A 26,310-nucleotide genomic window follows, 5' to 3' on the forward strand; every position below is an offset into this window, starting at 1 on the left:
TGCTCAGCTACGACCGGCCGAAGGCTGGGTAGGCGGTCGGCTGCAAGAATCGGGGTCTCAGCTGTCGCTGCTAGAAGGCGCACTCTTGTCGATTTGATCCTGCTCCCAGAGCAGTAGATCGCTCAGACGATAACGGCGGTATCGACCGATGCGTGCAAATCTCGGTCCCCGCCCGGCCGATGCCCAGACCGCAAGTGTCTTCTTCGGAACCTTCAGACGCGCGGCCAGCTCGTCGGTGCTGAGCCACACGTCATCGGGGTTCATTTCGATGCCCCAGATGTGAAGTGCGTTGTTGGGCAGGGACTCCGTGGTGGGCGGAGGGCGAAGGGTGTTGATGCCCAGCCGATTACGGGCGCGAAGACAGTCGGATAGGTTTGGCGGGCCTGAACGGGCCGGTTCCGCCGTAATCGAGCTTCTCGGTCGCTCGTCAGCTGAGCAGATCGTTGGGAGGCGGTCATGGGCATGGGAAGTCACTTTCTAGCCCGTCATCTGATTCTCCCAAGTTCCATGAAACCTGATCTTCGGCCTGTGTGCCACAACAAGTCCTGTGCGTTGCATCTTCGTGTATGGCAGCTGATAAGTCGGCAGAGTCGCTTGACTTCGCCGCCAGCATGTCCCGAGTTGCTCCAGGTACCTGATCCCATGACCGGTGCGGTCGTGTTCGAAGTCGGTGAAACTCCCGTCGACGAGACGTGCGCGTGCGGGACTTGGGTGGATTGGCTTGGCGTGCCGCGACATACGTTCGTGTCGGTGTTGGGCGCGACGGTCGCTGGGCCGCGATTAGGTAAACAGCGGCCGGATCTTAGCGAACCAGTCGTAGCTTTCACGGAGCTTTCTCGCCACCGGCAGTAGATCCCACTGTGGAGCGTTCCCGGTTCGGTGGACACGGAGGAGATAGCCGCCTGGTAGCACGGGAGTTTGGTGTTGGGTTCGACGCGGCGTAGTTTCACCGAGGAGTACAAGGCCCAGGCGGTAGGTTTCGTCCTGGATCAGGGTCGGCCGGTGGCCGAGGTGGCGCGCAATATCGGCGTGCACGAGATGACGTTGAGGAAATGGGTGAAGAGGGCGAAGGAATCCGGGGTTTCCGGTGACCGGGAGAAGGGACTGACCGACTCGGAACAGGCCGAGTTGGAACGGTTGCGTGCGGAGAACGCGGAGTTGAAGATGCAGGTCGCGTTCGCAAAAAAAGTTGCGACCTGGTTCGCGAAAGACCAGCGGTGAAATTCGCCGCGATCGCGGACTGGGCTGCGTCGGGGGAATTCGACATCGAGTTCATGTGCCGGGAACTGGACGTGTCTCGGTCGGGCTACTACAAGTGGAAAGGCCGCGGTCGCAGCGACCGGGAGCGCGACGATCGCATGCTGACGCTGCTGATCGAGGCGATCCACGCGAAACTGCGTGGCAATCCGGGTGTTCGGCGTGTGCACGCGGCGCTGGCGGCGGCCGGGCGGCGGGTCTCGCGTAAGCGGGTGTGGCGGTTGATGCGGGCGGCCGGTCTGCAAGGCCGGTTTCCGAAACCGTTCCGGCGCACCACGATCCGGGGATCCAAGCCGGTGGACGCCGCGGATCGGATCGGGCGTGATTTCACTGCCGCGCAGCCGAACCAACGCTGGTGCGGTGACATCACCTACGTCAAGACCTGGACCGGGTGGGCGTATCTGGCCACCGTGATCGATCTGCACGATCGGGCCGTGGTCGGCTGGGCGATCGCTGATCACATGCGCACGTCGCTGGTCACCGACGCCCTCGATATGGCCATCGCGCGCCGACGCCCGGCGAAAGGTGTTGTTTTCCATAGCGATCGCGGAACCCAGTACACCTCGAAGGAATTCGCGAAATATTGTGCAAAGAATGGTGTCCTACGGTCCCTCGGCCGGACGGGATCGTGCTTCGACAACGCGGTCGCGGAATCGTTCTTCGCGACCTACAAAAAGGAGCTGGTACACGCTCGTCCGTGGCCGACGGTGAAGTCGCTGCAGAAGGAGACGTTCGACTGGATTGAGTTCTACTACAACACCGTTCGTCCGCATTCGGCGCTCGGCTATTTGACACCACGGCAATACGAGTTAGGGTACAGAGAAATCAGTCAGATCGCGGCTTGATCCCGAGTCCACAAAACCGGGAACACTCCACTGGCGCCGAGCCGTCCGCTCGCCCCGGCAGCGGCGAGTCAGCCCATCGTCGCACGCCGCTCACCTGTGACGGTTGGCAGATCGGGATCGCTGGCCGGGTCCGTTGACGCTGAGTGGGGTAGTTGTGCGCGGTATCGGCGGATGCAGGAGGCCTACCGGGCCGGAACGGTACAACGCAGCGGGGCGACCTCCGTGGCGGTTGGTTTGTTTGCCAGTGGGGATCAAGGCACCTTCCGCGGCAGTGATCTTGCGGTGAAAATTACGCTGATCGAGAGGCTGTCCCCAGACGGCCTCGTATATTCTGCGCAGCTCTCTGACGGTGAACTCCGCTGGGCAGAATCGGGTGGCGAGTGTGGTGTATTCGAGCTTGCTTCGGGTTCGCTCGACGGCGTCGGCGATGATCCGCTTGTGGTCGAAGGCGACCTCTGTGTGAGCGTTCAATACTGCTTCGACGGGCGTCCAGGCTGCCGCTTGTGCGTCACCCCCTGCTACCGGTGGTGGTAGGTCGGGAATGAAAGCGACATAGCAGACGGTCACTACGCGCCGACGGGGATCTCGGTTCGGTGAGCCGTAGGTCCGTAGCTGCTCGAGGTGTGCGCGATCGAGACTCAGGCCCGTCTCCTCGGCTAGTTCACGTTCGGCTGCGGCGTCCAAGTCTTCGCGGCCGTCGTCGAGGAAACCTCCAGGCAGGGCGAGTGAACCCCGCCACGGGTCGGTCCCACGTTCCACCATCAAGATGTGCAGGGCATCATCCCGCACAGTCAATACTGCAAGATCCACGGCGATGGCGACTTCGGTGGTTCGCCAGTTGCGTTCGTTCACTAGGCATCTCCTTCCTTGCGCTAGTTTACGTCTTATTGACGTAAATGCGTTCGCCGGATACCGTCATTCGTCGGGGGTCTTGATTGAGGCTCCAATCACGTTGGGGAGAAACAATGATCGTGATTCTGACCGCTCTGGGCATCGAGCAGGATGCCGTGCTCGAGCATCTGGTCGACACCACCGTGTACGAGCACAACATGGGCACGTTGTTCGATGTAGGCACCATCGTGGGGCATCCGGGACATCGTGTGGCTGTGGGGGTCACTGGCGCCGGGACCACCACGGCGGCGGCACTCACCGAACGCGCACAAGCTGAATTCTCGCCTGCTGCAATGATGTTCGTCGGCATTGCCGGCGGTCTACGGGACAAGCTGGAGCTAGGTGACGTGGTTGTCGCGACCAAGGTCCACTCCTATCAGGGTGGACGCAGCGAAAATGATGAGTTCTTGGTGCGGCCTCGGTCGTGGGAGCTATCGCACCGGCTCGACCAGAAGGCGCGACGGCTATGCCGCAAGAACGGTTGGTATGACTGGTTGTCCGAGCACGCGCGAGCGGCCGGACCGAAGGTGTCCTTCTCGCCTATCGCAGTGGGGGATGTGGTGTTGGACTCCACCACCTCCGAACTCGCGCGCCGCATCCGCACGTCGTTCAACGATGCGGTTGCAGTGGAGATGGAGGGTTCGGGATTCGCGCATGCAGCGGCCCTGGCCGATCAGGTTCCGGCGGTGGTCGTTCGTGGCATCAGCGACCACGCGAACGGGAGGAAAGCGCAGGCCGACCGGGCCGGTAGTCAGCTCATCGCTGCACGGAATGCTGCCGCGTTCGCTATTGCTCTGGCAGTTTCTCTTGACCCCCAACCGAATTCAGCGTCGGATACCGCTGCGCCGGTAGTGCCGTCATTGCCGCCGATCCACAATACGATGGTCGCCCGCGACCATGCGACAGTCGGTGAGCAGGTAGGCGTGCAGATCAACTGGGGGCAGCGATGATCGCAGATCCCGCCGCAGCCGATATGTCGGTGAACAACCAGTTTTTCGCCGCCGACCACGCGCATGTTGGTCAGCAGATCGGTACCCAGCACAACTTCGTGGAGCACAAGGAGACGATCTATCACACATCGCCCGACGACTCACCGGACCAGATGCACATAGTGGCCAGAGCGCATCTCGACGGCGGCAACCCTCGCGCAGCCGAGGACATTCTGCGTACCCTGCATCACAAGGGGCATGCCACTCCTGAACGCGCATATCTATACGTCTTGTCGATACTGAGCGACCGTTCGTATGGGGACGTCACGGCCGAGCAGACCAACGAGATCGAAAACGCCACCCGCGTGGTGGCAGGGGAGGGCCCGGGTGAGTGGCAAGATGCGCTGGATGTGGTCAACAGACTGCTGCGTTACGCCCATGCTGAGTACAGCGAAGGGGCCGTTGATGACGAATTCGCGACCGCGCTAACGATGTTCGGTGCGTTGAGTGTGGGTCGGCAAGACGAAATCGACACTCACCTCAGCCGGATTGTTAGCGGTGCCGTGCACGAGAAGCTTGCCGCAAAACGCAAATATCAGGTCGCAGAACAGCGGATGAGCGCCGATCGAATCGGACGAGCCTGGAAGTTCTTCGAAGCCGATCCTCTACCGCCCGGACTGTGGGTGACAGCGCCGATGCCGGCCACCACTGTCGACTGGCGCGACGCAATACTCGGCTCGATGGCAACGGTTGCCGCGATGACGGTCATGCTGACGGGGGAGATTACGGCAGTCCTGGTGCTCGTGCTGCCGCTCGTCGTGGCGGGATTCTTCGTTGCGGTGCGCTGCATGACGGTCTGGCAGACACATTCACGGTACGTCCGCAGTGTGCTGGCACATCGCGAGCCCCAGCCCGATCAGCTAGAAGGCAGGTTCGACAGACTCATTGACCAGTGCTTCCGAGAGGGCAATCACGTTCACCTATGGGAAAGTAGCGAGGGCTATCGCGGATATCTCAAGCGCAGATTGCAGTGCCAGTACGGCCCGTACCAATGCCACCCGTTCGAGCTGCAATGGTTGATCCGTTGGCATGCTTCACGGATCGGCCGAGGATATGACTATCCGACGGCACGACCTGCTGACGCACAGCGGGCAGCGAATAGCCGGATTTTCGGTGCGATGGCGTGGTTGGTCGCGTTAGTTGCGTCAGCGCTTGCTGGTGGATTCTGGGCGTTCGTTGGAGCGTTCCCGGTTCGGTGGACACGGAGGAGATAGCCGCCTGGTAGCACGGGAGTTTGGTGTTGGGTTCGACGCGGCGTAGTTTCACCGAGGAGTACAAGGCCCAGGCGGTAGGTTTCGTCCTGGATCAGGGTCGGCCGGTGGCCGAGGTGGCGCGCAATATCGGCGTGCACGAGATGACGTTGAGGAAATGGGTGAAGAGGGCGAAGGAATCCGGGGTTTCCGGTGACCGGGAGAAGGGACTGACCGACTCGGAACAGGCCGAGTTGGAACGGTTGCGTGCGGAGAACGCGGAGTTGAAGATGCAGGTCGCGTTCGCAAAAAAAGTTGCGACCTGGTTCGCGAAAGACCAGCGGTGAAATTCGCCGCGATCGCGGACTGGGCTGCGTCGGGGGAATTCGACATCGAGTTCATGTGCCGGGAACTGGACGTGTCTCGGTCGGGCTACTACAAGTGGAAAGGCCGCGGTCGCAGCGACCGGGAGCGCGACGATCGCATGCTGACGCTGCTGATCGAGGCGATCCACGCGAAACTGCGTGGCAATCCGGGTGTTCGGCGTGTGCACGCGGCGCTGGCGGCGGCCGGGCGGCGGGTCTCGCGTAAGCGGGTGTGGCGGTTGATGCGGGCGGCCGGTCTGCAAGGCCGGTTTCCGAAACCGTTCCGGCGCACCACGATCCGGGGATCCAAGCCGGTGGACGCCGCGGATCGGATCGGGCGTGATTTCACTGCCGCGCAGCCGAACCAACGCTGGTGCGGTGACATCACCTACGTCAAGACCTGGACCGGGTGGGCGTATCTGGCCACCGTGATCGATCTGCACGATCGGGCCGTGGTCGGCTGGGCGATCGCTGATCACATGCGCACGTCGCTGGTCACCGACGCCCTCGATATGGCCATCGCGCGCCGACGCCCGGCGAAAGGTGTTGTTTTCCATAGCGATCGCGGAACCCAGTACACCTCGAAGGAATTCGCGAAATATTGTGCAAAGAATGGTGTCCTACGGTCCCTCGGCCGGACGGGATCGTGCTTCGACAACGCGGTCGCGGAATCGTTCTTCGCGACCTACAAAAAGGAGCTGGTACACGCTCGTCCGTGGCCGACGGTGAAGTCGCTGCAGAAGGAGACGTTCGACTGGATTGAGTTCTACTACAACACCGTTCGTCCGCATTCGGCGCTCGGCTATTTGACACCACGGCAATACGAGTTAGGGTACAGAGAAATCAGTCAGATCGCGGCTTGATCCCGAGTCCACAAAACCGGGAACACTCCAGTCCTGGATGGCCTTGAGCTGTGCCGTCGTACCCCATCATGCAGCGGCGTCATGCACGAACTCCGAGCCCCGGCGTCGAACTTGCGTCATGAGCATACCCCGAGGCGGGCCGAGCGCATCGAGCATGATGTGCGCGGCTGCGTCGAAGTCGCCCTCCGGTGACACGATGTGTGCACGAGCCCAGTCGATTAGGACGAGCGATCGCCCCCACGGCGAGTTCGAATCGTTCATCTCCGGAAGCGCTTGCTGCACATACTCTTCTACTCGGGCCGGCATGCCCAAGGACAGGTAAGCGGTGGCTGCGTTGCCTGCTACTTGGGCTGCGCTGTAGCCCTCGAGTGAGATGCTCGAGGGACGCCGGTCGGCGCGCCGGTTCGGGCCAGCATCGTGTATGCCGCGTCGACCGCGTGATGTACGCCGTCGATGTCGCCCAGCTTGCCTTTGGCCCGTGCGACGCCGTTGATGGCTAGACGCACGCTCTGAGGTCCGGCCGCGGCACGGGCCAGGCCGTCTTCGGCGTACGCGAGTGCCTGGTCGAACTGCCCGGCGTAGTACTCGCAGAAACTCTGCATCCCGCGTGCCCACGCCATGAGATTGCTGTCCTGGGCGTGACTTCCGAGGAGGAAGGATTCGAGGCAATAGGCTCGTGCGGTCGAGAAGTTGCCAGTCCCCACCGCGATGTAGCCGAGTAAGCCGGATGTCTCGCTGGCAGTTTCGAAGAGTTGACGACGTTGTGCAGGGTCGCCGCACTGGTCGACGAGTTCGTCGAGCCAATTGCGCTGCTTCCGCAGTGCTGGAACGAGCGCAGCCGGATCGATCGTCTCGTATTCAGCGATGCTCGAAAGTGTGCTCCCTTGCAACTGTTGAACCACATCCGGGCTGATCGACCGACTCAGCTTATGGACGCGGGTCAGCACCCCGATGAGTTCTTCGCTGCTTCCCTGGTCCGCCGGGGATTGCGCATCGACTTCGTTTGGTCGCCCACCGGCAATCACTGAGGGTGGCAGTGGCTGGTGCCGGGCACGCCACGCATTCTCGCCCTCGGCGACGATCTGATCGAAACGGGCGCGATCATCAGGTGTGGCTCGCTGCTGGTAAGTCGTGTCGAGGATTGCCTGGGTCGCCGGCCGCGGCGTGACCGAACTCAGCCCGCTGCGCCAGTTGGTGATCGTGGTGGTTTCGACGCCCAGCACGGCTGCATATTCACGGATCGAGTGCCGCATTGCTTCTTGCAGTGCAGCGGCCTCGAACCCGGTCCACCGTCGCGCTCGTACCATCGGCTACACCTAATTTCTAGGGCCTGAACTGGGTGAATGCCTACGCTACGCCCACACTACCCCGACGGTGTGCGGTTACGGCCGTAAGCGCCTATAGGCGAAAGTCGAATGCGGTACCCGGTACCGCGCTGACGCCGTAACTCCTCACGGCGCACCGGCACTCACTGGGCAGGGCCAGTGGCGAGAGCCCGCGGCGCCGGGTACCGCCTGCTGCTGTCAATCCGGCCGAAATGGAGACCGCGGTGACCATTACGACTTCACCCGAGCTAGTGGATGCGCGAGTTCCGCGCGACAGGGTGGCCGCCGAGACCACCTCGGATCAACATTCGCTGCCTGACTGGCATCAACTCCTAGCGGCCTTCCGCGGCGAGATCGGCCGGTTGCCGGGTGACAATCTCGTCACGCGTTGGGCGAGCGACTTCGCGAGTTTGCATCGAGTGCGGCATCTGAACCCGAATCGGTCTGCCGAAATCGACTGCCGCCGTAGGCAGATCGTCATCCTGGTCGACAGCTGGACCGAAACGTACGTGACGACAACAAGTCACGGAGGCTCTTCGAGGCGATCTTTCGGGGCCGCCGCTGATCTACTGGCGGCGGCGTATGTTGCTGCGGAGTACTGCCTGATGGCTGCGGAGGATGCCTCGGCGGCGCCGGTCCACGCCGCCTGGGAACGGGTGGCCGAGCTGGCGTGTCGCTGGAACGACTTGGTTGCGGAGAACCCCGGGCGGTGGCAACCCTCCGGTGTCGCCGATCAGGACCGGCGATGACACTCGCTCTGCTGGTTGCCCTGTCGGTGTTCCTGGGCGGAATCGCATTGGCGTCTGGGCTATTTGGCGTCTTCTGGGCCTTCTTCAAGATGCTGGACCGCTCGGGCGAGGTCACGGTGTTCGACATTCAGCGTCGCCTCTCGCACGAGAGGCCGATCCAGCCGCTGACTGTTGAGGACGCGTTGACCGAAGAGCCGAACCACCGCGAGTGCAGCGTCGCTCGATGTCACAAGAAGCGTGCGATCAATCGAGCACTCGCAGCGCAGCGGCGGGACGCGAGGAGTTCGGCCGGCCGGATACCTCCTACTCATGTTTCCCCGATCGAAAGGTGGTCAGAATGGCCGAGCAAGAGCAGTTAGGTCGTCGGCAACTGCCGCTACTCACGGCCTCTCAGCGACAGGCGCTGCGTCCTGAGTTGCTGGATGTGATCGAGTACCGGAAGTCCGGTCTGAGCGTGAATCATGTCGTGGGGTGCCCGCTCGATTGCGGATATTGCATCCGGCATGTGTTCGACAATTTCGGGATGAAGGTGCCTCGTGCGCTGGTCAAGGATGCGGAGGCGGTGTCGATGCTGTTGGGGCACCGCTATTTTCAGCCGCACATCACGCCGATCCAGCTGTTGAATCGGGCGACCGATCCGATGTTGCCACCGGTGAAGCCGCACACCTTCGAGGTGTTGGGGTTGCTCGATCAGCGAGGTCTGACCAATCACGTTCTGGTCATCACCCGGTGGCGTATCGAGCCGCAAGATTGTGCGATCCTCAACGGCTTCACCAACATTCGCCTCACCGTATTGGTCACGCATTCCGGTATCGATGACGACCGGATCGAGCCGGTCGACTCGACCATCGCCGCCACTTCGTTGCGCACGGCCTTCGCGCAGGCGAACCGATATCGAGTCATCCTGTATTGGCGGCCGATCGTCCCGGCGCTCAACGACACCGACGAACACCTCGAGCGGGCGTTCGAGCTCAGCCATCACGCCCATGCGACAGTGTTCACCGGCTTGTTCTACAAGAACCAGATCCGCGACTACTACCAGGCACACGGGTTGCCCGAGCCCTATCTAGAGGGAGCGCGGCGCAAGGTGTTTCCCGAGGACCTCGAAGCGCGCATCCTGACTGCGGCAACCGAGTACGGGACGGGTTCGCCGTTGTTCCGCAAGACCAGCTGCGCGGTCACCTACGCTCATGGCGTCGCGGACTACAACGGCCATTACGGTATTCGCGAACTGTGCGACATCTGCCCTTCCATGCAGCTCGACCGCTGCGCGAAAACCTGGACACGTCCCGATATCGCGCAGGTCGCTGAACTCGCTGAACGGCTCGGCGGCAGTCTGGTGGAGATCAACGACCGCGCAGTCGTCGTCGACGGCTTGAGCGAGCAGCCGAGGTATCTGATGCAACACAGCCTGGGCTACCAGGTGCACGACACGGCTCACCCACACCACCGCAACCGGCACGGCCGCGCCGACCTCGGCTGGCCGACGACCAAGGAGACGTTGTGAACGAGATCCCGAAAACGCTGCGTGGCAACGACATCGCGGTCGTCGATGTCGAAGGCAACGGGCGGATACCGCCCGAGATCATCGAGATCGCCGTCCTGTCGATCTCCGGTGAGACGGCCGGGATCGGCGATATGCGGTCGTGGCTGGTAAAACCACAGCACGAGATCGACCCGATCGTCACCCGTAAGGTGCACGGCATCAAGAACTCCGACGTCGAGGACTGCCCGCGGTGGTTCGAGATCGCCGCCGACGTCGGCACTGCTCTGACCGGGCGAACTCTGGTGGCCCACAACGCCGCAGTCGAACAGCGAGTACTCGCCGCGCACCTGCCGTATTGGAATCCGCCGATGGTGCTCGATACGTTGCGATTGGCGAAAGCAGTGTGGCCAGGCCTGCCCAGCTACAGCCTCGGCAAACTCATCGAGCACGCCCGACTCGACCTTTCGACGGTCTCCGAGCAGGGATACCACCGTGCTGGCTACGACGCGTGGGCTGCCTGGCAGCTGCTTGTGCAGGCTGGTCGCCGACGGCGGGTTGGACTGGACCGGCCTAGTGAACTCGGCGGCACCGAAACAGTTCGCGCCCAAGGTGGAACCAGAAGGGGGTTTGTGGTGAGCCAGTCCCGTCCCGAAGTCGTACGCCCGGTCACGATCGCGCTGACCGGCACCCATTCGACCGGCAAGACGACCTGGATCAAGCGGCTCGCGAACGAGTTGCGCCGCAACAGGATCGAGGTCGCCAAGGTCGCCGACCTCGGACTGCACGCACAACAGGTCGGGCTGCCGATCCTGGCGGACCACACGTGGGCTTCGACCCTGTGGATCATCACGCGCGGGATCAGCAATGAAATCGAGGCCTGGACCAACGCCGACGTGGTCTTGATCGACCGCAGCGTGCCGGACGCGCTCGCATATTACGAAGCAGCGCTGGAGTATCGCGGTCAACCGGCCGACCCACACCGCATCGAACACCTCGAAGACTTGGTCGCCAACCACTGTTTCAACTACGACCTGACCTTGCGAACCGTTCTCGATCCGCGGCTACCCCTCGGTGTGTGCAAGCCGAGAGATACTGATATCGAGTTCCGTGCGCTCGCCGATCGACATGTGGAGAAGGTGCTCAACCGGTTGGATATTGCCCACGACACCCTCCCCGTCGATGGACACGCGCGGGCGCTCGTCGAGACGGTGGCCTACATCAAAGGGCGGCTGGCTGCTCCAATGATGCCGTGACGCACGGGTGTGAAATCACAGTCCCAGGTCGATGTCTGGTTGCCGTGTGTTCCTGTCATCGTCGATGTCGAAATCAACGTCGTCCTCAGGATTCCAGTCGTCCGGTTGGTGTGAGACGGCTGCCTCTACTGCTGCGCGGAGGTCGGCGCCAGCACCGTTGTCGGTAGCAGTGAGCGATGCTTCGGCTGCGATGTCGTGAGGGATTCTTGCGCTGTCCACCGGCGCGGTGGGTGGCTCTGGTGGTCCGAATGGAGCGGGGACGTGCGCTGGCAGGGTGTCGGATGCGGGGTTAGCGGTCTGCTCGCGGGCGGGTGCGGTGTCGAGTTCGATGCGGGACCAGAGTGCGGCGGCGGGCATCTCGTCGGGGAGGGGTCGTGTTCGGGCGGCGGCTGCGAGGTGGGTTTTGATGTCGATTCCGGTGTGGTGAGCGGCGTCGATTTTGGCGGCGATGCTGGGCCACCACGGGTCGGTGACGACCCGCGGTGTGATGGCTTGTACGAGAGGAGCCCACTTGCTGGTGGGCAGGTTCGCGTCGCCGAGGGCGTCGGCGACACGAATCTCGAGCAGTTGTCGGTGTTCTCGTTCGAGCGTGACGTGTCGTGGTGGTCCGGTGGGGTGAAGTTCTTGATCGTCGATGTGTAGCGCGGCGCGCCATACGGCGAGATCCTGGACGAGTTGTCGGTCGGCGTCGAGGAGTGGTTGAGCCCATCGTGGTGCCGATGCGGGTGTCCATGTTGCGGCGTCGGTGCGGATTTGGTGGGCGAGGTCGGTGATGATGCGTGCGCGGGCGGTGAGTTGCGTGGTGTCGTGTTGTGCGTCGAGGCCGTGCGGGATTCCGGTGGCCCATGGAAGTGGCCCGGGTCCGGCGGAGTGGGCGCCGGTCGAATCGAGACGCCAGTCCAACACGGCGGCAATGTCGTTGGCGGTGTCGAGTTCGCGTGCGTTCTTCGCGTTGTGTAGGGCGGCGATCGGGTCCTGTCCGGTGAACGAGATGAGGGTGAGATGTTGGCGTAGGACTGGGTAGGCAGGGCAGTCGGTGAGGTGAGGTAGGAGTGTTTCGGCGGCGGTGTCGAGGCGATCGAGACCTTCGGGGCCGAGGGTGTTTTCGGCGGCGACGCCGAGGGAATCGAGGTAGATATCGAGCGCGCGGCCGATGCGGCGGTGTGGGTCGAGGGCGTCTCGCAGGGTGGTGGTCGCAGATTTCTGTGCGCCGTCGCGGGCGATTACGCGCAAAAGAATCTCTACGGCTGTGCGTGGATTGGCGGCGGGTTCGGACCAGAACGAGCCCTCTGTGCCGTCTAGTGCGGTCGGTAGGTAGAGGTGGTTGGCGTGGCTTCCGCGGGTGAGTGCGACGTACAACTGTGGCCGGGATTCGCTTCCGGTGAGCGCGACGTGGCAAGTGTGGGTGGTGATTCCCTGCGCGGAATCGATCGTTGTCGCGTACCCGAGCCGCACATGTTCGGCGACATAGTCCGCCGGTAGCCGCACGCTGTGGAGCGTTCCCGGTTCGGTGGACACGGAGGAGATAGCCGCCTGGTAGCACGGGAGTTTGGTGTTGGGTTCGACGCGGCGTAGTTTCACCGAGGAGTACAAGGCCCAGGCGGTAGGTTTCGTCCTGGATCAGGGTCGGCCGGTGGCCGAGGTGGCGCGCAATATCGGCGTGCACGAGATGACGTTGAGGAAATGGGTGAAGAGGGCGAAGGAATCCGGGGTTTCCGGTGACCGGGAGAAGGGACTGACCGACTCGGAACAGGCCGAGTTGGAACGGTTGCGTGCGGAGAACGCGGAGTTGAAGATGCAGGTCGCGTTCGCAAAAAAAGTTGCGACCTGGTTCGCGAAAGACCAGCGGTGAAATTCGCCGCGATCGCGGACTGGGCTGCGTCGGGGGAATTCGACATCGAGTTCATGTGCCGGGAACTGGACGTGTCTCGGTCGGGCTACTACAAGTGGAAAGGCCGCGGTCGCAGCGACCGGGAGCGCGACGATCGCATGCTGACGCTGCTGATCGAGGCGATCCACGCGAAACTGCGTGGCAATCCGGGTGTTCGGCGTGTGCACGCGGCGCTGGCGGCGGCCGGGCGGCGGGTCTCGCGTAAGCGGGTGTGGCGGTTGATGCGGGCGGCCGGTCTGCAAGGCCGGTTTCCGAAACCGTTCCGGCGCACCACGATCCGGGGATCCAAGCCGGTGGACGCCGCGGATCGGATCGGGCGTGATTTCACTGCCGCGCAGCCGAACCAACGCTGGTGCGGTGACATCACCTACGTCAAGACCTGGACCGGGTGGGCGTATCTGGCCACCGTGATCGATCTGCACGATCGGGCCGTGGTCGGCTGGGCGATCGCTGATCACATGCGCACGTCGCTGGTCACCGACGCCCTCGATATGGCCATCGCGCGCCGACGCCCGGCGAAAGGTGTTGTTTTCCATAGCGATCGCGGAACCCAGTACACCTCGAAGGAATTCGCGAAATATTGTGCAAAGAATGGTGTCCTACGGTCCCTCGGCCGGACGGGATCGTGCTTCGACAACGCGGTCGCGGAATCGTTCTTCGCGACCTACAAAAAGGAGCTGGTACACGCTCGTCCGTGGCCGACGGTGAAGTCGCTGCAGAAGGAGACGTTCGACTGGATTGAGTTCTACTACAACACCGTTCGTCCGCATTCGGCGCTCGGCTATTTGACACCACGGCAATACGAGTTAGGGTACAGAGAAATCAGTCAGATCGCGGCTTGATCCCGAGTCCACAAAACCGGGAACACTCCACTGTGGCCCAGTGCTCGGCCGGGGGTTCGGTGGGTTGCGGTGAGAGTTCCGTCGGCGTGGACGGCGGTGATGGTCCAGGTGTAGCCGTTGCGGACCCAGTCACGTTCGCCCAGTCGGAGTCTCGGATTGTTGCGGCGGGTGCGGATGATGTCCCCGACCGAGGCCGCGAGTCCGTCGCCGAGCATCACTTGCGCGCCCACCGGAGTGCAGGTGCGGGCGAGGCGATCGGCGCGGGCACGTGTGTTCAGTTCGGTCACTACTGCGTGGGTGGCGGCGAGCATGATGGTGTCGCGCCCTGCGAGATGATCGGCGGTCCAGGCGATGAACGCGTCGTTGTGGACGGCGCCGTGGTGTCCGGCGTGGATGCGGCCGTTGTCCAGATACCAACCCAGCGCGGTCGGATCGCCGTCGCGCAGTTGCATACTGGCGGTCGCTTCGCCGGTGGCGGCGAACCGGACGACGTGTGTGAGGGTCAGTGTGGCTTCGGGAGCCGCGGCGGTCATGTCGAGATCGGCGCCGCCGGCCTCGATCGGCGAGAGCTGCTGCGGGTCGCCGATGCAGCGGATCGTCGCGCCGCGACCGGCGAGATAGTGCAGGAGGCGCAGTCGTTTTCGGTTGCCGATTTTGACGTGTTCGTCGACGATCACCAACGTCTCGGGGCCGATATCGAGAACCCATTGCGGCAACGACGGCGGATATTCGCGGTCGAGATACGGGTTGTCCGGCCGGGGTGTGTGGCGGTGCAGGACGTCGAGGAGCTTGTCGACGGTTTCGACGCGATGCCCGATCGAGTCACCGAGGACTGCTGCCGCTGCGGCGGTCGGGGCGAGTCCGAGGACTTGGCCGCCACTGGCCGTCCAGGCATTGGCGAGCACCGTCATTGCGGTGGTTTTACCGGATCCGGCGGGCGCGTTGGTCGTTCGGACGCGCAGGTTCGAGGTGGCGAAGCCTGCGACCACCGCGATCTGTCCGGCGTTGAGCGGCCGATCGGGATGGGCGTTGTTGTAGGTGTCGATCGCGGCGGTGATGGTTTCGGTGGGCAGTTGGCGGGCGCCGGGCTGGATCGAGAGATCGACGAGCTGCTGCTCGACCGACAGAACGCGCGCTGAGGTGTAGAGCTGTTGGTTCGCGGGGGTGTAGACGCTGGTGCCGTCGCGACGCCGCAGCACGACCGGGACCGTGCGGAGTTCGGGCTCGTCGGTCAGATCTGGATCTTGTTGAGCGACAGAGTTTGTGGGAGAGATGGTTTCGGCGAGTACCGCCTCGGCGACGTGTTCCCAGTCCTGGCCGGCCACCTGTCCGCGGAGTTGGCGTTCGGTCTCGGCCCGCAAATTGGTGGCCCGCCAGGTGGATCGGTGCTCGGAAACGACCTCGATGACCCGCTGCGCGGTGCGGGCGATCCACTGTTCGGTGATCTGCAGGCGAGCAGTACGCAGCGGGGTAAGCGCCGCGCTCACCATCTGTGACAACGCTTCTCGGCCACCGAGAACCGCGACGGCTTCAGCTCGCCATGTGGCGCGTTGCTCGGCCAATGACCGCAGCCCGTATTTGGCGGGGCGGGTTTCGAGGGTGGCGCGCTCGGCCAGATCGAAGATTTCCCCGGGTGTCGGTTCGCGTCCGTGCTGGGTTTGGAAGGCCGCGGCGAGCTCGTCGAGGCGGCTGGTGATCGCGGCATCGCGGCGCGACCAGGCGGTGATCAATGGTGGTGGGACACCGACGATTTCCCGGATCGGGCGCTTTGCCGGGTTTAGGGCGGGGCGCTCGGCGAACTCGACACCGATCAACTCTTCGCAGTGGTGTTCGAGGCGCGTGTTGTAGATCTCCGAGACCGTCACCAGGGCGCGGTAGATCGCGGTTCCGTCGAGGGTGCGCCACTTGCCATCGAGGGTGCGGACGCGGTTGGCGATGAGGACGTGGGTATGCAGGTCCGGGTCGCCGGCGCGGCTGTCGCGGTGAGTGAAGGCGGCGGCGACGATCCCTTCGACCTCGACCTGGCGGATCCCGTTGCGGCCCAACCGGGTGAAGACCGCGTGCCGCTCGAGCCACCCCAACGCGTCGGTGATGGCTGCGGAATGTGCGGCCTCGATCCGCTCCGATACCGACCGCGGCGCTACAGCCCAGAGCGCCGAGACGGACTTGACCGGTGAGAATGTGATGTCGAAGCCGGCGACCGCGCTGGTGTGGGGGCGGGAGTTCTTGGCCACCCACCCCGACAGTTCCCGTGCATCGATCGGTGGCCGGTCGTAGGTTTCGGTGAACATTTCTGACGCGATCCGGGTGCGGATTCGTGTTCGATCCGCGTCGGGAATTGGGGTGTGAGGGTCTAATTCGTGGTCGGTGTTGTGTTGCTCGAACGCTTTCGCGCAGCGTTTTCGGAACTCGGAAACGTCGGCGTAGAGCCGGTAGGGGTGACCCAACCGACTCGCTTTATCGGCGGCACGGACGGCCTCCTTGTGTTTGGCACCGAGGTCGATTTGCTCGTTGTAGACGCGGTCTTCGATCGTCTCGGTGTTCGGATGACGGCCCAGTCCGAACAGGGAGTTCATCTGTTCTTCGCGGACTTCGTCACCAGCGCGGATGTCTAGGCTGTCCAGGCCGGAGCCGTGCCAGTGACCGGGTGCTTCCCCCTGGGCGGAGTAGTAGTCGGCGAGGCTGGAGCGGCCTCTGGAGGTGACATCGTTCGCGGCGACATTGCGCAGATAATATTGACACCCATTGCCTGCCACGACTTTATGGATCGTCGCGGTCATACCTCCAGTGAGCATCCGTTCGACCGTGAAGTCCAGGGATCTGTTTCACCGAAAAAGTATCAAATAGGCGAAAGTCCCTGGTCGTAATCGGATTGTTACACCGAGATGCAAAAGGTCTGCTTGTTGAAAGTTGAGAAGGCGAGTGTGAGGTGGCGATGGCCAGAGAAGTGACTATGAGCGGAGCGGTGCGGGAGATGAGGGAGGCAGGCTGGCATGCAGTGGTTTGTGGGCACTGGAGTCTTCGAGTTCAAGAGCAGGGAAAAGTGACGAGGAAGTGGGCGCTTGGCGGATACTGGGGAGCCGTCGACCTCGCGCCGTCTGGGACGACAAGAACCCTTACAGGGTGGTGAGTGGTCGAAATGCGGCGAGCCGACCGGAAGGGCGGCTCATCGACGGCCCTAGTCAGGTCTGCTGCGCAGTTCTGCGTAACTGAGTGGTGTCGTGCGCGGCGCGCGGTGCGGCGCCTGGGGCAAGACTCTCTCGCGCCGGGCGCGGGCTTATAGTGCAAAGGGCTCTGGTAGGTCGGTGGCCGGAAGGGGAGGCGAGGTGGGCGATCTTCGGGTGGAGGTGGATCGACTCCGTGAGACGGCGCGGTTTGTCTCGGAGAAGGCCCGGCTCATCAGGGATGGTGTCGGCAAGCTCGATGGCACGGTCGGGCGGGAGTTGCTCGTCGACGGGTGGCTGGGCAAGGCGGCGTCTGCCTATGACGAGTCGTGGGTCGAGTGGAAGCAGGGCGCCGAGCAGATCGTTGCTGCTCTCGAGGATTCAGCGGCGAACCTGTTAACGGCGGCGAATGAGTACGAGCTGCGCGACACTGCTTTCCGGGACGCCATCGATCAAGCCGGTGGGCAGGTGTAGGCCGGTGGCAGACGACTATCGAGTCAATCTGAGCCAGCTCGACGAAGCGGTCGCGGCGATGGCTGCCTTCGGTGCCGAGGTCGAGGGGTTGCTGCGCGAAGTCGACGTCAAGGTCGCCGAGCTACATCTGTCGTGGGAAAGTCCTGCCGCCCAAGCGCAGCGTGCCGCGCACGGCCGATGGATGGCGGGCGCGGCGGAGATGCGCGAGAACCTCGACGAACTGCGTGAGGTCGCCCGCCGCGCGCATACGAGCTACGGCCACGCTGTGCAAACCAACGTGGAGATGTGGCCGCAGTGACGACACCGACTGTGCCGTTGATCGTGCACCGCGCCGAGGAGTACACCTCGGCCGGCGAGGTCTTCGGTCAGATGTCGACCGATACGGTGACAACTCATTCCGCGCTGGTCGCGGTGCTGACTGCATACAAGGGGATGGCGGGCAGCGACAGCGTCGGCACCGAGTGGGCCGCGGGCTATGACGAGGCCGCGCAGCTGGCGATCTCGACGTCATCGACACTGGCTACCGCGTGTGGCCAGACCCGAGACCTGATCGTGGTCAGTGCCTACAACCATCAGGTCGCCGAAGCGGCAGCAGACCTGCGGGAGTTGCCCGCACCACCGATGCCGTCATTGTTGAGCGATCCGTGTCTGCCCGAGACCGCGCCTTCTGCGGCCGGGGATGGCATACCTGAGCCGTTCGGGTGGTCGCTCATCAAAGATCTCGTCGGGTGGGCTTGGCCCAACGGCCATCAGGATCAGCTCAACGGCGCCAAAGCAGCGTGGCATACCGCGTCCTCGGACTTTCGTACTGTGGCCGGTGCCGTGCCGAGCGCAGTCGGTCTGCTCGCGAACCAGCAGTCGCCCGAGATCGAGATCGGGATACAAACCTGCAATACCCGCCAGTCGGACCTGAACGCGCTCGCCGACGTCTGCCAGGCGCTCGGCGACGCGTGCGGCGAATACGCTCACCACCTCGACGAGGCGCACAGCAAAATCCTCGACGAGCTCAAAGACATCGCGATCGAAACTGTAGCCGCCGAAACGGCTTTCGCGATCCTGGCACCGGTCACCGCCACCCTGTCCGAGTGGGTCGGCAACGTGGCTTTGGTCGCCCGCATCACCACCAAGGCGCGACGCATCGCGACGATCATTGCCGAGCTCGCTGCCAAGGCAGCGAAAATTGTGGCCGACGTCGTGCGGCCGCTCGTGCAACGGTTGAAGCCGCTGGTCGAGAAGATCCGCACCTGGGTCCAAGCGGCCCGCACTAAATTCCTCGGCCGTAGCGGACCCACCGCTTTGTACTCCCGCGGTGGTGCCCTGACCAACCGAGAAGTCCTGGAAGGCAACATCGGCCTGACCCGGGACATGGACACGATCGAGCACTACGCCCAGCTGGCCGGCATCGATCTACGCGGTGCCAAGATCGAGATCCTCGACGACGCCGACACGATCTCCTATTTGGACTTCCAAGGTGCCATCGCACGAACCGATGCTCTCGGTGTCCAACTCGGCCCGGCCGCCTTCCAGGATGCGGAAACGTTGGTGCGTACGCTGGCGCACGAGAATGTGCACGTCCGCCAGTACGCGGAGGGCAAGATCAACTCGATGACACGGGCACTGGAGGACGAGGCGTACGCAGCCGAGGACGGCTTCGTCGACACCTGGCGGAGGAACACGCAATGACCGACGGGAACTCACAACTGATCGTCGAGCGGGTCGACTACCTCCCGAGCCGACCTGATTGGATCTTCGTCACCGGCACCCTCTCTGGCGAACCGGTTAGCGTCGGCGACGAGGTGTCGATCCGCCACGGTGACCAAGCAACGAGCACGACTATCAAATCGATCGAGGTACACACAAGACCTGGGAAAACGACCATCCTTCTGGATGTTGGGCTTCGGTCGATCGTCACCTCTGGAACCGTAATCAACCGTCAGGGGTGACAGGTGGCTGACATCGAAGCGTGGGAGCGGGAGCTGGAGCACGAGCTCGACGAGATCCGCCGTAGCGGTGCACAACTTGCGAACGCGATCGCGGCGGTGCGAGGGCGCGGGGAAGGACGTGGCGTTCTTGTCGAGGTTGACGCTGAGGGCGACATCGCCATGATGCAGATTGCCCCGGCCGCGATGCAATGGAGCGGTACTCAGCTCGCCAGCGTCTTGGTCGACTGCCATCGGAAGGCTCGGGCCGAGGCCAACGCTGGGGTCGAACGCCTTCTCACCAAGGCCGACCCGCGCCTGCGCAGACAACTCCCACAAGAACACCGTCAGACTGACCCATCGGCCCGAACTAAGCTGACCGAGGAAGAGATCCAGCGCGCCGACGACGAGTACTTCGAGCGGATGAATAGGACTGGCTGGTCCAATACTCGCTGACGACAATGCCATTCGGTCAGCGGCTCATGATGGTGTCTTGTTGTCAAAGAGCGGTCGGCGCAACGGGAGAGACGCTGTGTCTGCGGGAAGCTTTGCGGACCGCCGAGTCTCTTCTATCCTCCACTGCTAAGCGTTGGTTCGCATGCTCGCGCTATCGTTCGGCTGCCACTGTCGTGCAAACTTGCCTCATGCCGGGAAATGCAGTCGAAATGAACCGCCACGGTTTGGGCCGATTTCCTTCTTGAGAAAAATGGTCACCCTGCCGAAGCGTTTACCCGCCCGAGGTTTTTGAGAACGCCGTTCGCTTGGCGCTGGATCACCCTGACGAGCACCGTCCTTGTATGCCGCGGCGCAGGCGATCAGGCCGACTGCCGATGTGCATCCGGAGACGTTGCGGGTGTGGCTTTTGAAGCGCAGAACGGTCGTGCCCCGCACCCGATAGTTGTGCCTTCGTCCGAAGCCGAGGAACTCGCGGCCTTTAGCTTGGCGACGAGGCGAACTGCCGAGTTGCAGCAGTCGCCAAGGAGCAGGCTCTAGCGAACCCGATCGATTAGGCGCAATCCGACGGAAGCCGCGTCGGAAGTTCGCGGCCTCGATCGAAACCGGATGAGTACTCAACGACCTAAGGTCATTATCGGAGCAGGTAGCGATGAAGTGCAGCGTTCCGCCGGAGCAGAGCCGGTCGTCAACGTCGCCGCAGGCATCCGACGCCGGAAGCAGCCGCCTCGTCGGTCTGACCGGTGGCGGTCAATCCCTCTGAACGGACGGGTTATGCCGCATCTCGGGTTCAGCGTTGTTCGATGTCACGGCTGCATGAAATCTGAAGCGGGCCCGCGTTGTTCGGCCGCTCTTGTCGGAGAGCCTTGCTACTGTCGTCCTCGCACCGCCCGAGCGTCAGGCGGCAGCATGCGAAGCAGGTGGGAGTCGCTGGGCATGGAAGAGAAGGCACACGTTGTAGCAGTGGTTTGCTGTCCCAGGACCGAGTCGGCAGAGGGGCAGTCGAACGATGTGCCAGATCCGGTATCGCGTATCAGTGCAACTTTTGCGCGACTCTCTCCCACACACCTGCAGAAATTGTGCGGTCCGATCGCGGCGAGTTTGGCCGTCTCCGGGCCCGATGAATCGTCCATCTCGATGTTCGGAGTAGCCAAGCATGACCAGTCCTGCGTCCCTCGTGGAGAACTTGACGGCCGCGCGCAAGCCGCTGACCGCGCTGATCAATAAGAACTGCCAGCCGGTCGGTGGCATCTACCGCCTGGACTACGATTCGGCAATTGTTCTGACCGACGACTTCAAGAAGAAGCAGGCTGGAGGCGTTCCGCGTGGCGGCTTTCTCCTAGCCGCGGCTGGCCGGGCAGCCGATACCGCGTTCGTGTTGGACGAGCAGGAGGTCATTCTGCTGCGTGTGCGTGGCACAGCGGGACTGCCTCACGAGGCCGAGTTGGTGCAGACGCGGATGGCTGTGGTCCGAGACGCAGGTGCAGCGGGCGTGAGCTACGACGACGTGCAGGACCCGTTGACACGTATTGAGCTCGAACAATCGGCCTTTGATTGCGAGGTACTGGGCACCTTCTACACCGAGACCGATGATCGGGCGGCGGAGATCCTGTTCGGGGCAGACATCGATAATGTAATGGCATCGGCAAAATACCAGGTGTTTTTGCCTTCGCCGGAGGTGTTGTCGTGGTTGGCGTCCTACCCCGTGCCGGGCAATGAGGCGGATCGACTGACGATCGGGACGGTGCGATTCGCAGCGACCCGCCGTAAGGCGATGCTTGCCGGCACCGATCAGGCTTCGGTTCGGATCCATGTGTCAGATTTTGTCGGTCGCAAGACCGCGGTGTTCGGAATGACTCGGACCGGTAAGTCGAACACCATCAAGACTTTGGTGACCGCTGTGCATCAGTACGGCTCCGAGCATGGAGAAAAGATCGGCCAGGTGATCTTCGACCCCCAGGGCGAGTACGCGAATGTGCAGGACCAGGACAAGACCGGCCTGCGGTTGTTGGGTGACGACGACAGCACGGTACGTATATACAAGATTTCTCCCGATAGGTCGGACCCTCGGGAAATGCCGTTGCGGATCAACTTCTTCGACACCGCTGTATTGGACCTTGTGTGGTCGTTGGTGCAGAACCAGGTACTGAAGGGGGTTTCGGCGAGCGCGCAGTACCTTGCCGGGTTCCGGACAGTACCCATGGAGAGGCCCCCCGCCAACGATCCTCGGGCAATGGCGTACCACGAGCGCTATCGGCTCGCGGCGTATGCGCTGCTGCACAAGGCGGGAATCAAGGGACCGCTTACCGACGGAACCAGCAAGTCGATCTCGGTGACGCTCAACAATGTCGCCGCGGAGCAGGCCATCGCGGCGATCGATACCCTGAAGAAGGGTTACAAAGCTCACATCGTAGAGGTCTTGGACTCTCAGACCGCGGCTGACCTGCTCGATTGGGTGAGCACGCACCAAGCAGACAAGTGGCCCGAGGGGCCGGGCATCTCAAAGCCGAAGAAGGCTGGCGACAAACTGCTCCAGTCATGGGTGGACGACGCTCCTTTCAACGACCTGCTGACGGGAATTTACGGTGGTCGCGGTGCCGCCGCCGCTGTTAAGGGAATCCGAGAGTTCCACTCCAGCGATGCATCTGGAAACGTGATGAATCAAGTCTGGGACGACATGATTCAAGGACGGCTGTCGATCATCGACCTCTCCGCCGGCAACGACGAGGTCGCGAAGGTCATGTCGGAGCGAATCGTACTCAACTTGCTGAACGAGGCCAGCGACAGGTTCCGTCGCGGGCTCCTGCCGGTCAAGATGCAGGTCATCGTCGAGGAGGCACACAACCTTTTCGAACGAGGGGGCAAGGCGGTGTCCGAAGATCCGTGGGTGCGGCTGTCGAAGGAAGCCGCGAAGTACAAAATGGGACTTATCTATGCGACTCAGGAAGTGAGTTCGGTCGACAAGCGCATCCTGTCCAACACGTCCAATTGGCTTATCGCCCACTTGAATTCCGATGTTGAAACGAAAGAACTCTCGCACTACTACGACTTCGCAGCGTGGGCGCCGACCATCATAAAGGTCGAAGATGTCGGCTTCGTTCGTATGAAGACGTATAGCGGCAAGTACATCGTTCCTGTTCAGGTGCGTATGTTCGACCATGCGATGGTGAACGCGGCCCGACAGGCGGCGGGACTCGCCTCGGTCAGTCTGCCCGGCACGGCGGAGGGGAGTCTCTTTTAACCATGCCGTACCAGAACGAGCGTGCATCGCGACTGGGCCATGTGCCGACTGTAAACAACCAAGCGGTGCGTGACGCACTTCAACGATGGACGATCACGTCAGGCAAGCCCAGCAGTAAGTCGCGCGTGAAGCCCCACTGCCACGCGCTGGACAGTCTTGAGACACACGGATCGTTCAATGAGATCGAGTTCTCCATTACCGTCGACGGCTCAGACTCCGAGGTCGAGACCACGCGTGATCACCCAACGGTCAAAGTTGGGTACGTGCGGGTCGCAGCGTCGGTCATCTTCCTTGACACCTACCGACAGCTTGGTAACGAGCAATACATCGACCCAAAGGTTTTCCGCAAGATCCACCAGGAGTGCGCTTTCGACGTGGCGCTGCCAGGTGCGCAGCTGCAACTGCCTGGCCTGAGTGGTGTCGACACCTGGCGGAGCGAGCTCGACCGGTTCTTCGCGGACTCGCGTTTCGATTCCAACACGACCATGACCCTGGCCGACGGGCTGCTCACTGTTTACGGAGCCACAGGTGCCCCGGCTGCCGAGATCGAACTGCGGGTGTGCCCGTCATGTAGATACCGAAGCGGTGGCCGTAGTGGAAGGCTGGCAGTCACTTCTCGCGGCGGCACTTGCCCTGAGTGCGGGAATACACTGTATCTCACTGACGTGCTGCGGACCCACGAAGAATACAACGTCGAGGGCTCAAACTTCTCACCCCTGACGCGGGTCATGAACATCACCGAACGGCTTATGACTCTGTGCTATCTGGAGCACTTCGCCCGAACCTCGCCGGACGCCCTCAGGCACACACTGTTTATCACCGACGGCCCGCTTGCTCTGCACGGTACTGTGGCACCGATACACACTCAGTTCCAGCGGTATTTGGCCAGCATCCCCTATTCCGATCGACATCCCGGGCCGCTGATGGTCGGCATTGAGAAGAGCAAGACGTTCGTAGAACACGCCGAGCTGATCAAGGAGTTCATCGAACCTGGTCACGTAATGATGCTGACAAACGACTACATCAACAAGATTACGGGACGGCCGTCGACCAATCAGTACGGTACTGACGAATTCTACGGTCGCCGATTTATCTACCGCACTCGAGCCGGCGACCCCCTTGTCATCACGGTGCTTCCTCGACCGGGGATCGAACCCTACGGACACCCGGAGTCGGAGAAGCTGTCCTCCTACCCCACACTCCGGGTGATCTGCGAGGTGCTCGACTCACTTCGGACCAGGATGTATCAGCATGCGGTAGTGCCTGTAGCGCTGGCTCACTCAGCGGCGTCCTTCCCCCTGGGCGTCGGCCACTCGGTGCTTACGACGATGGCGCAACAGAACATCGCCGGGCTCAAGGTAGACAACCAGGCGGTGAAGCAGCCGACATACCCAAGGTAGGGCTGAGGAGAGAAGGTGCCCTCCGATCGAGACTCGACTTCCCGTGGCGAAAACCAACGACACATTTCACCGGATTGCGCGGACGATGCACTCGAACGTCCGCTGGTCCGGCATGATACAGCTATGCCGTCGTTGATCTTGCCGTCCGCAAACCTGGCCGTTCGCGAACTTGCCCGAGGCGCACAACTTTTCGGCTCCGGTGAATCGATCAACGGTGCGGTGCGTCCGCTAGTGGCAGAGTTGGAGCCAGTCGCGCATGACCTTGCCCGCGGCCGTTACCAATCGCCCCTGCGCTACCCCGGGGCAAAATCGTCGCTCGCCCCGGTCATCGGACGAGTGATCATATCGGCGAAGCAATCGCGGGAGGTGCCGGAAGTCAACCTCCTCGTGGAGCCGTTCGCAGGCGGTGCGTCAGCCTCTTTGCGGATGATCGGAGACGGCACGGCCGAACGCATTCTTCTCGCCGATGCAGACCCCCTGGTAACCGCTTTCTGGCAGGCCGCAGCCGATGACACGGAGCGGCTAATAGATCGAATGCACGACGAGTGGAAGCGCTACGTCCGTCACGGCGGCCAGAAGGCCGTCGACCGGTGGGACTACTGGCGCTCCTGGGCACCTGGGGCGAGGGTGACCGCCCGCAACCGGCGGCTGGCCATGGCCACGCGATGCCTGTTTCTCAATCGCACAACCTTTTCGGGCATTTTGCACGGCAAAGCGGGGCCTATTGGAGGGCGAGCTCAGACGAGTGCGTACCCGATCAGTTGTCGATGGAATCCTGAAGCACTTGAGGACCGACTCCGGTATACCGGCCACCTATACCACACCGGTCGCCTTGTAGACGTATGGTGCAAAGATTGGCGTCGGACCCTGGACGACGTTCCCGAGTATTACCCCCAGCTCCTGCCTTCGCGTGTGGTTGCCTACCTGGACCCGCCCTACGTCGAGAAGGCATCACACCTGTACCGAGCCTCATTTGATCCCCTCGGAGGATACGGCAGCGAAGGTCAGCGCAACGATTACACTCTGCATCTCAATCTTGCTAACTACTTGAGGACGAAAGCACAGTTCCGATGGTTGCTGAGTTACGACAACCACCCAATGCTCACCGAGAACGCGTGGCTTTACGCCGACGACCGGATGACACCGTCGCGCTCGGACCGCGAACTGCTCGGTGTTCGCTGCTGGCGTATCAGCAAGCGCCTAGTAAGCACTCGATACTCTGCGGCAGGCCGAGTCGGAAAGCGATCGGCAGAGGAGTTGCTAATTACAACTCTCCCGCCGGCCACTGTTCCGGTCGATGACGAACTCAGAGGTCTCGAGTGGCGCCCGTCGTAAGCCAGCGTCAGGACGACGGCTACCCATGTCAGCTCTGGTCGCGACGGCTGCCCTCCAATCGTTCAACCGCCGCTCGCGCGATGAACGCCTCTGACACCAATATCTGGTAGTTATACCGTTGTTCTTACAATCCAACGTGCGTGCCTGCTGCGTACTGCGGCTCGGCCGTCGTCGGTCGTTGAAGCGGACCCTTCACGATCTCGGCTGAGCCTTGGACTGGAGGAGTGCCGTCCACATGCGACCTGGCGGCCGGCGTATGTCGTGCAACCAGCCACTAACTCCCAGGACTCGAATCTTCGAGTTTCCGCGCGTCACACACGGTGCTCGCCTATGCATGTAGGTTGTGCGAACTCGGAATGTTTGGTGCCGAGCATCACG

26 protein-coding genes are annotated in these 26,310 nt (G+C 62.5%); 20 read left to right on the forward strand and 6 right to left on the reverse strand.

Features of this window, described 5'->3' with window-relative positions; translation table 11 throughout:
- Positions 1–57: 57 nt before the first annotated feature.
- On the reverse strand, positions 58–264 hold the full coding sequence (locus F5X71_RS09810) for a helix-turn-helix domain-containing protein (protein ID WP_167461656.1): 207 nt from the start codon (positions 262–264) through the stop codon (positions 58–60).
- A gap of 660 nt (positions 265–924) precedes the next feature.
- Here F5X71_RS09810 and F5X71_RS36580 point away from each other — a divergent pair.
- Both F5X71_RS36580 and F5X71_RS09815 read left to right on the forward strand, forming a co-directional pair.
- Complete coding sequence (locus F5X71_RS36580; protein WP_203218191.1) at positions 925–1,221, forward strand: transposase; 297 nt, start codon at positions 925–927, stop codon at positions 1,219–1,221.
- Entirely contained in the window at positions 1,218–2,102 is an 885-nt protein-coding gene (locus F5X71_RS09815; RefSeq protein ID WP_203218192.1) for an IS3 family transposase, read from the forward strand. The genes F5X71_RS36580 and F5X71_RS09815 overlap by 4 nt, the downstream gene beginning before the upstream one ends.
- A gap of 90 nt (positions 2,103–2,192) precedes the next feature.
- On the opposite strand, the gene F5X71_RS09820 is transcribed toward F5X71_RS09815, so the two are convergent.
- Positions 2,193–2,954, reverse strand: a complete 762-nt coding sequence (locus F5X71_RS09820) for an NUDIX hydrolase (RefSeq protein ID WP_167461657.1) — start codon at positions 2,952–2,954, stop codon at positions 2,193–2,195.
- Between the two features lie 113 nt (positions 2,955–3,067).
- Here F5X71_RS09820 and F5X71_RS09825 point away from each other — a divergent pair, with 113 nt between their 5' ends.
- The 4 genes from F5X71_RS09825 to F5X71_RS09835 are packed head-to-tail and all read left to right on the forward strand — an operon-like array spanning position 3,068 to position 6,400.
- Entirely contained in the window at positions 3,068–3,943 is an 876-nt protein-coding gene (locus tag F5X71_RS09825) for a 5'-methylthioadenosine/S-adenosylhomocysteine nucleosidase (protein WP_167461658.1), read from the forward strand.
- Positions 3,940–5,196: a hypothetical protein gene (locus tag F5X71_RS09830; RefSeq protein WP_167461659.1), complete on the forward strand. Its 1,257-nt coding sequence runs from the start codon at positions 3,940–3,942 to the stop codon at positions 5,194–5,196. The genes F5X71_RS09825 and F5X71_RS09830 overlap by 4 nt, the downstream gene beginning before the upstream one ends.
- Positions 5,197–5,222: 26 nt before the next feature.
- Positions 5,223–5,519, forward strand: coding sequence for a transposase (locus F5X71_RS36585; RefSeq protein WP_203218191.1), 297 nt, complete (start codon positions 5,223–5,225; stop codon positions 5,517–5,519).
- A complete protein-coding gene (locus F5X71_RS09835) occupies positions 5,516–6,400 on the forward strand; it encodes an IS3 family transposase (protein WP_203218192.1) in 885 nt (294 codons plus the stop codon). The genes F5X71_RS36585 and F5X71_RS09835 overlap by 4 nt, the downstream gene beginning before the upstream one ends.
- A gap of 341 nt (positions 6,401–6,741) precedes the next feature.
- Here the strand turns inward: F5X71_RS09835 and F5X71_RS09840 are convergent, their stop codons facing one another.
- The gene (locus F5X71_RS09840; protein WP_167461660.1) at positions 6,742–7,707 is read right to left on the reverse strand and encodes a hypothetical protein; all 966 of its coding nucleotides are present in this window, start codon (positions 7,705–7,707) and stop codon (positions 6,742–6,744) included.
- A 242-nt stretch (positions 7,708–7,949) separates the two neighbouring features.
- On the opposite strand from F5X71_RS09840, the gene F5X71_RS09845 reads away from it, so the two are divergent.
- Genes F5X71_RS09845 through F5X71_RS09860 form a run of 4 tightly spaced genes read left to right on the forward strand, consistent with a single transcriptional unit; the run spans position 7,950 to position 11,213 of the window.
- Positions 7,950–8,474 carry a hypothetical protein gene (locus F5X71_RS09845; protein WP_167461661.1) on the forward strand — a complete coding sequence of 175 codons (525 nt, stop codon included), beginning with the start codon at positions 7,950–7,952 and terminating at the stop codon, positions 8,472–8,474.
- Positions 8,471–8,833, forward strand: a complete 363-nt coding sequence (locus F5X71_RS09850; RefSeq protein WP_167461662.1) for a hypothetical protein — start codon at positions 8,471–8,473, stop codon at positions 8,831–8,833. The genes F5X71_RS09845 and F5X71_RS09850 overlap by 4 nt, the downstream gene beginning before the upstream one ends.
- Complete coding sequence (locus F5X71_RS09855) at positions 8,812–9,981, forward strand: radical SAM protein (RefSeq protein WP_238815814.1); 1,170 nt, start codon at positions 8,812–8,814, stop codon at positions 9,979–9,981. The genes F5X71_RS09850 and F5X71_RS09855 overlap by 22 nt, the downstream gene beginning before the upstream one ends.
- A complete protein-coding gene (locus F5X71_RS09860; protein ID WP_167461663.1) occupies positions 9,978–11,213 on the forward strand; it encodes an exonuclease domain-containing protein in 1,236 nt (411 codons plus the stop codon). Before F5X71_RS09855 ends, F5X71_RS09860 begins: the two co-directional genes overlap by 4 nt.
- 15 nt (positions 11,214–11,228) lie before the next feature.
- Here the strand turns inward: F5X71_RS09860 and F5X71_RS09865 are convergent, their stop codons facing one another.
- Positions 11,229–12,731, reverse strand: a complete 1,503-nt coding sequence (locus F5X71_RS09865) for a helicase C-terminal domain-containing protein (protein ID WP_174817032.1) — start codon at positions 12,729–12,731, stop codon at positions 11,229–11,231.
- A 37-nt stretch (positions 12,732–12,768) separates the two neighbouring features.
- Between F5X71_RS09865 and F5X71_RS36590 the strand changes: the two genes are divergently transcribed.
- Both F5X71_RS36590 and F5X71_RS09870 read left to right on the forward strand, forming a co-directional pair.
- On the forward strand, positions 12,769–13,065 hold the full coding sequence (locus F5X71_RS36590; protein ID WP_203218191.1) for a transposase: 297 nt from the start codon (positions 12,769–12,771) through the stop codon (positions 13,063–13,065).
- Positions 13,062–13,946: an IS3 family transposase gene (locus tag F5X71_RS09870; protein WP_203218192.1), complete on the forward strand. Its 885-nt coding sequence runs from the start codon at positions 13,062–13,064 to the stop codon at positions 13,944–13,946. Before F5X71_RS36590 ends, F5X71_RS09870 begins: the two co-directional genes overlap by 4 nt.
- Here F5X71_RS09870 and mobF read toward each other — a convergent pair.
- Entirely contained in the window at positions 13,931–16,741 is a 2,811-nt protein-coding gene (gene mobF / locus F5X71_RS09875; protein WP_342803765.1) for a MobF family relaxase, read from the reverse strand. The genes F5X71_RS09870 and mobF overlap by 16 nt on opposite strands.
- 531 nt (positions 16,742–17,272) lie before the next feature.
- On the opposite strand from mobF, the gene F5X71_RS09880 reads away from it, so the two are divergent.
- From F5X71_RS09880 to F5X71_RS09900, 5 genes are read left to right on the forward strand one after another with little or no spacing between them, the layout of a single operon-like run.
- Positions 17,273–17,584 carry a WXG100 family type VII secretion target gene (locus tag F5X71_RS09880; protein ID WP_167461664.1) on the forward strand — a complete coding sequence of 104 codons (312 nt, stop codon included), beginning with the start codon at positions 17,273–17,275 and terminating at the stop codon, positions 17,582–17,584.
- 4 nt (positions 17,585–17,588) lie between these two features.
- The gene (locus F5X71_RS09885) at positions 17,589–17,882 is read left to right on the forward strand and encodes a WXG100 family type VII secretion target (RefSeq protein WP_167461665.1); all 294 of its coding nucleotides are present in this window, start codon (positions 17,589–17,591) and stop codon (positions 17,880–17,882) included.
- An 11-nt stretch (positions 17,883–17,893) separates the two neighbouring features.
- Positions 17,894–19,267, forward strand: a complete 1,374-nt coding sequence (locus F5X71_RS09890) for a hypothetical protein (RefSeq protein ID WP_238815815.1) — start codon at positions 17,894–17,896, stop codon at positions 19,265–19,267.
- Positions 19,264–19,527 carry a hypothetical protein gene (locus F5X71_RS09895; RefSeq protein ID WP_167461667.1) on the forward strand — a complete coding sequence of 88 codons (264 nt, stop codon included), beginning with the start codon at positions 19,264–19,266 and terminating at the stop codon, positions 19,525–19,527. The genes F5X71_RS09890 and F5X71_RS09895 overlap by 4 nt, the downstream gene beginning before the upstream one ends.
- 3 nt (positions 19,528–19,530) lie before the next feature.
- Complete coding sequence (locus F5X71_RS09900) at positions 19,531–19,959, forward strand: hypothetical protein (protein ID WP_167461668.1); 429 nt, start codon at positions 19,531–19,533, stop codon at positions 19,957–19,959.
- A 186-nt stretch (positions 19,960–20,145) separates the two neighbouring features.
- Here F5X71_RS09900 and F5X71_RS09905 read toward each other — a convergent pair whose 3' ends face one another.
- The gene (locus F5X71_RS09905) at positions 20,146–20,577 is read right to left on the reverse strand and encodes a hypothetical protein (RefSeq protein WP_167461669.1); all 432 of its coding nucleotides are present in this window, start codon (positions 20,575–20,577) and stop codon (positions 20,146–20,148) included.
- A 535-nt stretch (positions 20,578–21,112) separates the two neighbouring features.
- On the opposite strand from F5X71_RS09905, the gene F5X71_RS09910 reads away from it, so the two are divergent.
- The 3 genes from F5X71_RS09910 (at position 21,113) to F5X71_RS09920 (ending at position 25,932) form a co-directional block, all read left to right on the forward strand.
- Entirely contained in the window at positions 21,113–23,197 is a 2,085-nt protein-coding gene (locus F5X71_RS09910; RefSeq protein ID WP_167461670.1) for an ATP-binding protein, read from the forward strand.
- A gap of 2 nt (positions 23,198–23,199) precedes the next feature.
- Positions 23,200–24,597: a hypothetical protein gene (locus F5X71_RS09915; RefSeq protein ID WP_167461671.1), complete on the forward strand. Its 1,398-nt coding sequence runs from the start codon at positions 23,200–23,202 to the stop codon at positions 24,595–24,597.
- Between the two features lie 123 nt (positions 24,598–24,720).
- Positions 24,721–25,932 carry a DNA adenine methylase gene (locus F5X71_RS09920; RefSeq protein WP_167461672.1) on the forward strand — a complete coding sequence of 404 codons (1,212 nt, stop codon included), beginning with the start codon at positions 24,721–24,723 and terminating at the stop codon, positions 25,930–25,932.
- Positions 25,933–26,310: the final 378 nt, after the last annotated feature.

It is taken from the genome of Nocardia brasiliensis (genome assembly GCF_011801125.1).
GTDB lineage: Bacteria > Actinomycetota > Actinomycetes > Mycobacteriales > Mycobacteriaceae > Nocardia > Nocardia brasiliensis_C.

What these genes read in the sequence shown, in the direction of transcription:
- F5X71_RS09825 (WP_167461658.1), top strand. Translation starts at nt 3,068, where the DNA reads ATGATCGTGATTCTGACCGCTCTGGGCATCGAGCAGGATGCCGTGCTC.
- F5X71_RS09830 (WP_167461659.1), top strand. Translation starts at nt 3,940, where the DNA reads ATGATCGCAGATCCCGCCGCAGCCGATATGTCGGTGAACAACCAGTTT.
- F5X71_RS09855 (WP_238815814.1), top strand. Translation starts at nt 8,812, where the DNA reads ATGGCCGAGCAAGAGCAGTTAGGTCGTCGGCAACTGCCGCTACTCACG.
- mobF (WP_342803765.1), bottom strand. Translation starts at nt 16,741, where the DNA reads ATGCTCACTGGAGGTATGACCGCGACGATCCATAAAGTCGTGGCAGGC.
- F5X71_RS09920 (WP_167461672.1), top strand. Translation starts at nt 24,721, where the DNA reads ATGCCGTCGTTGATCTTGCCGTCCGCAAACCTGGCCGTTCGCGAACTT.
- F5X71_RS09915 (WP_167461671.1), top strand. Translation starts at nt 23,200, where the DNA reads ATGCCGTACCAGAACGAGCGTGCATCGCGACTGGGCCATGTGCCGACT.
- F5X71_RS09895 (WP_167461667.1), top strand. Translation starts at nt 19,264, where the DNA reads ATGACCGACGGGAACTCACAACTGATCGTCGAGCGGGTCGACTACCTC.
- F5X71_RS09850 (WP_167461662.1), top strand. Translation starts at nt 8,471, where the DNA reads ATGACACTCGCTCTGCTGGTTGCCCTGTCGGTGTTCCTGGGCGGAATC.
- F5X71_RS09810 (WP_167461656.1), bottom strand. Translation starts at nt 264, where the DNA reads ATGAACCCCGATGACGTGTGGCTCAGCACCGACGAGCTGGCCGCGCGT.
- F5X71_RS09840 (WP_167461660.1), bottom strand. Translation starts at nt 7,707, where the DNA reads ATGGTACGAGCGCGACGGTGGACCGGGTTCGAGGCCGCTGCACTGCAA.
- F5X71_RS09910 (WP_167461670.1), top strand. Translation starts at nt 21,113, where the DNA reads ATGACCAGTCCTGCGTCCCTCGTGGAGAACTTGACGGCCGCGCGCAAG.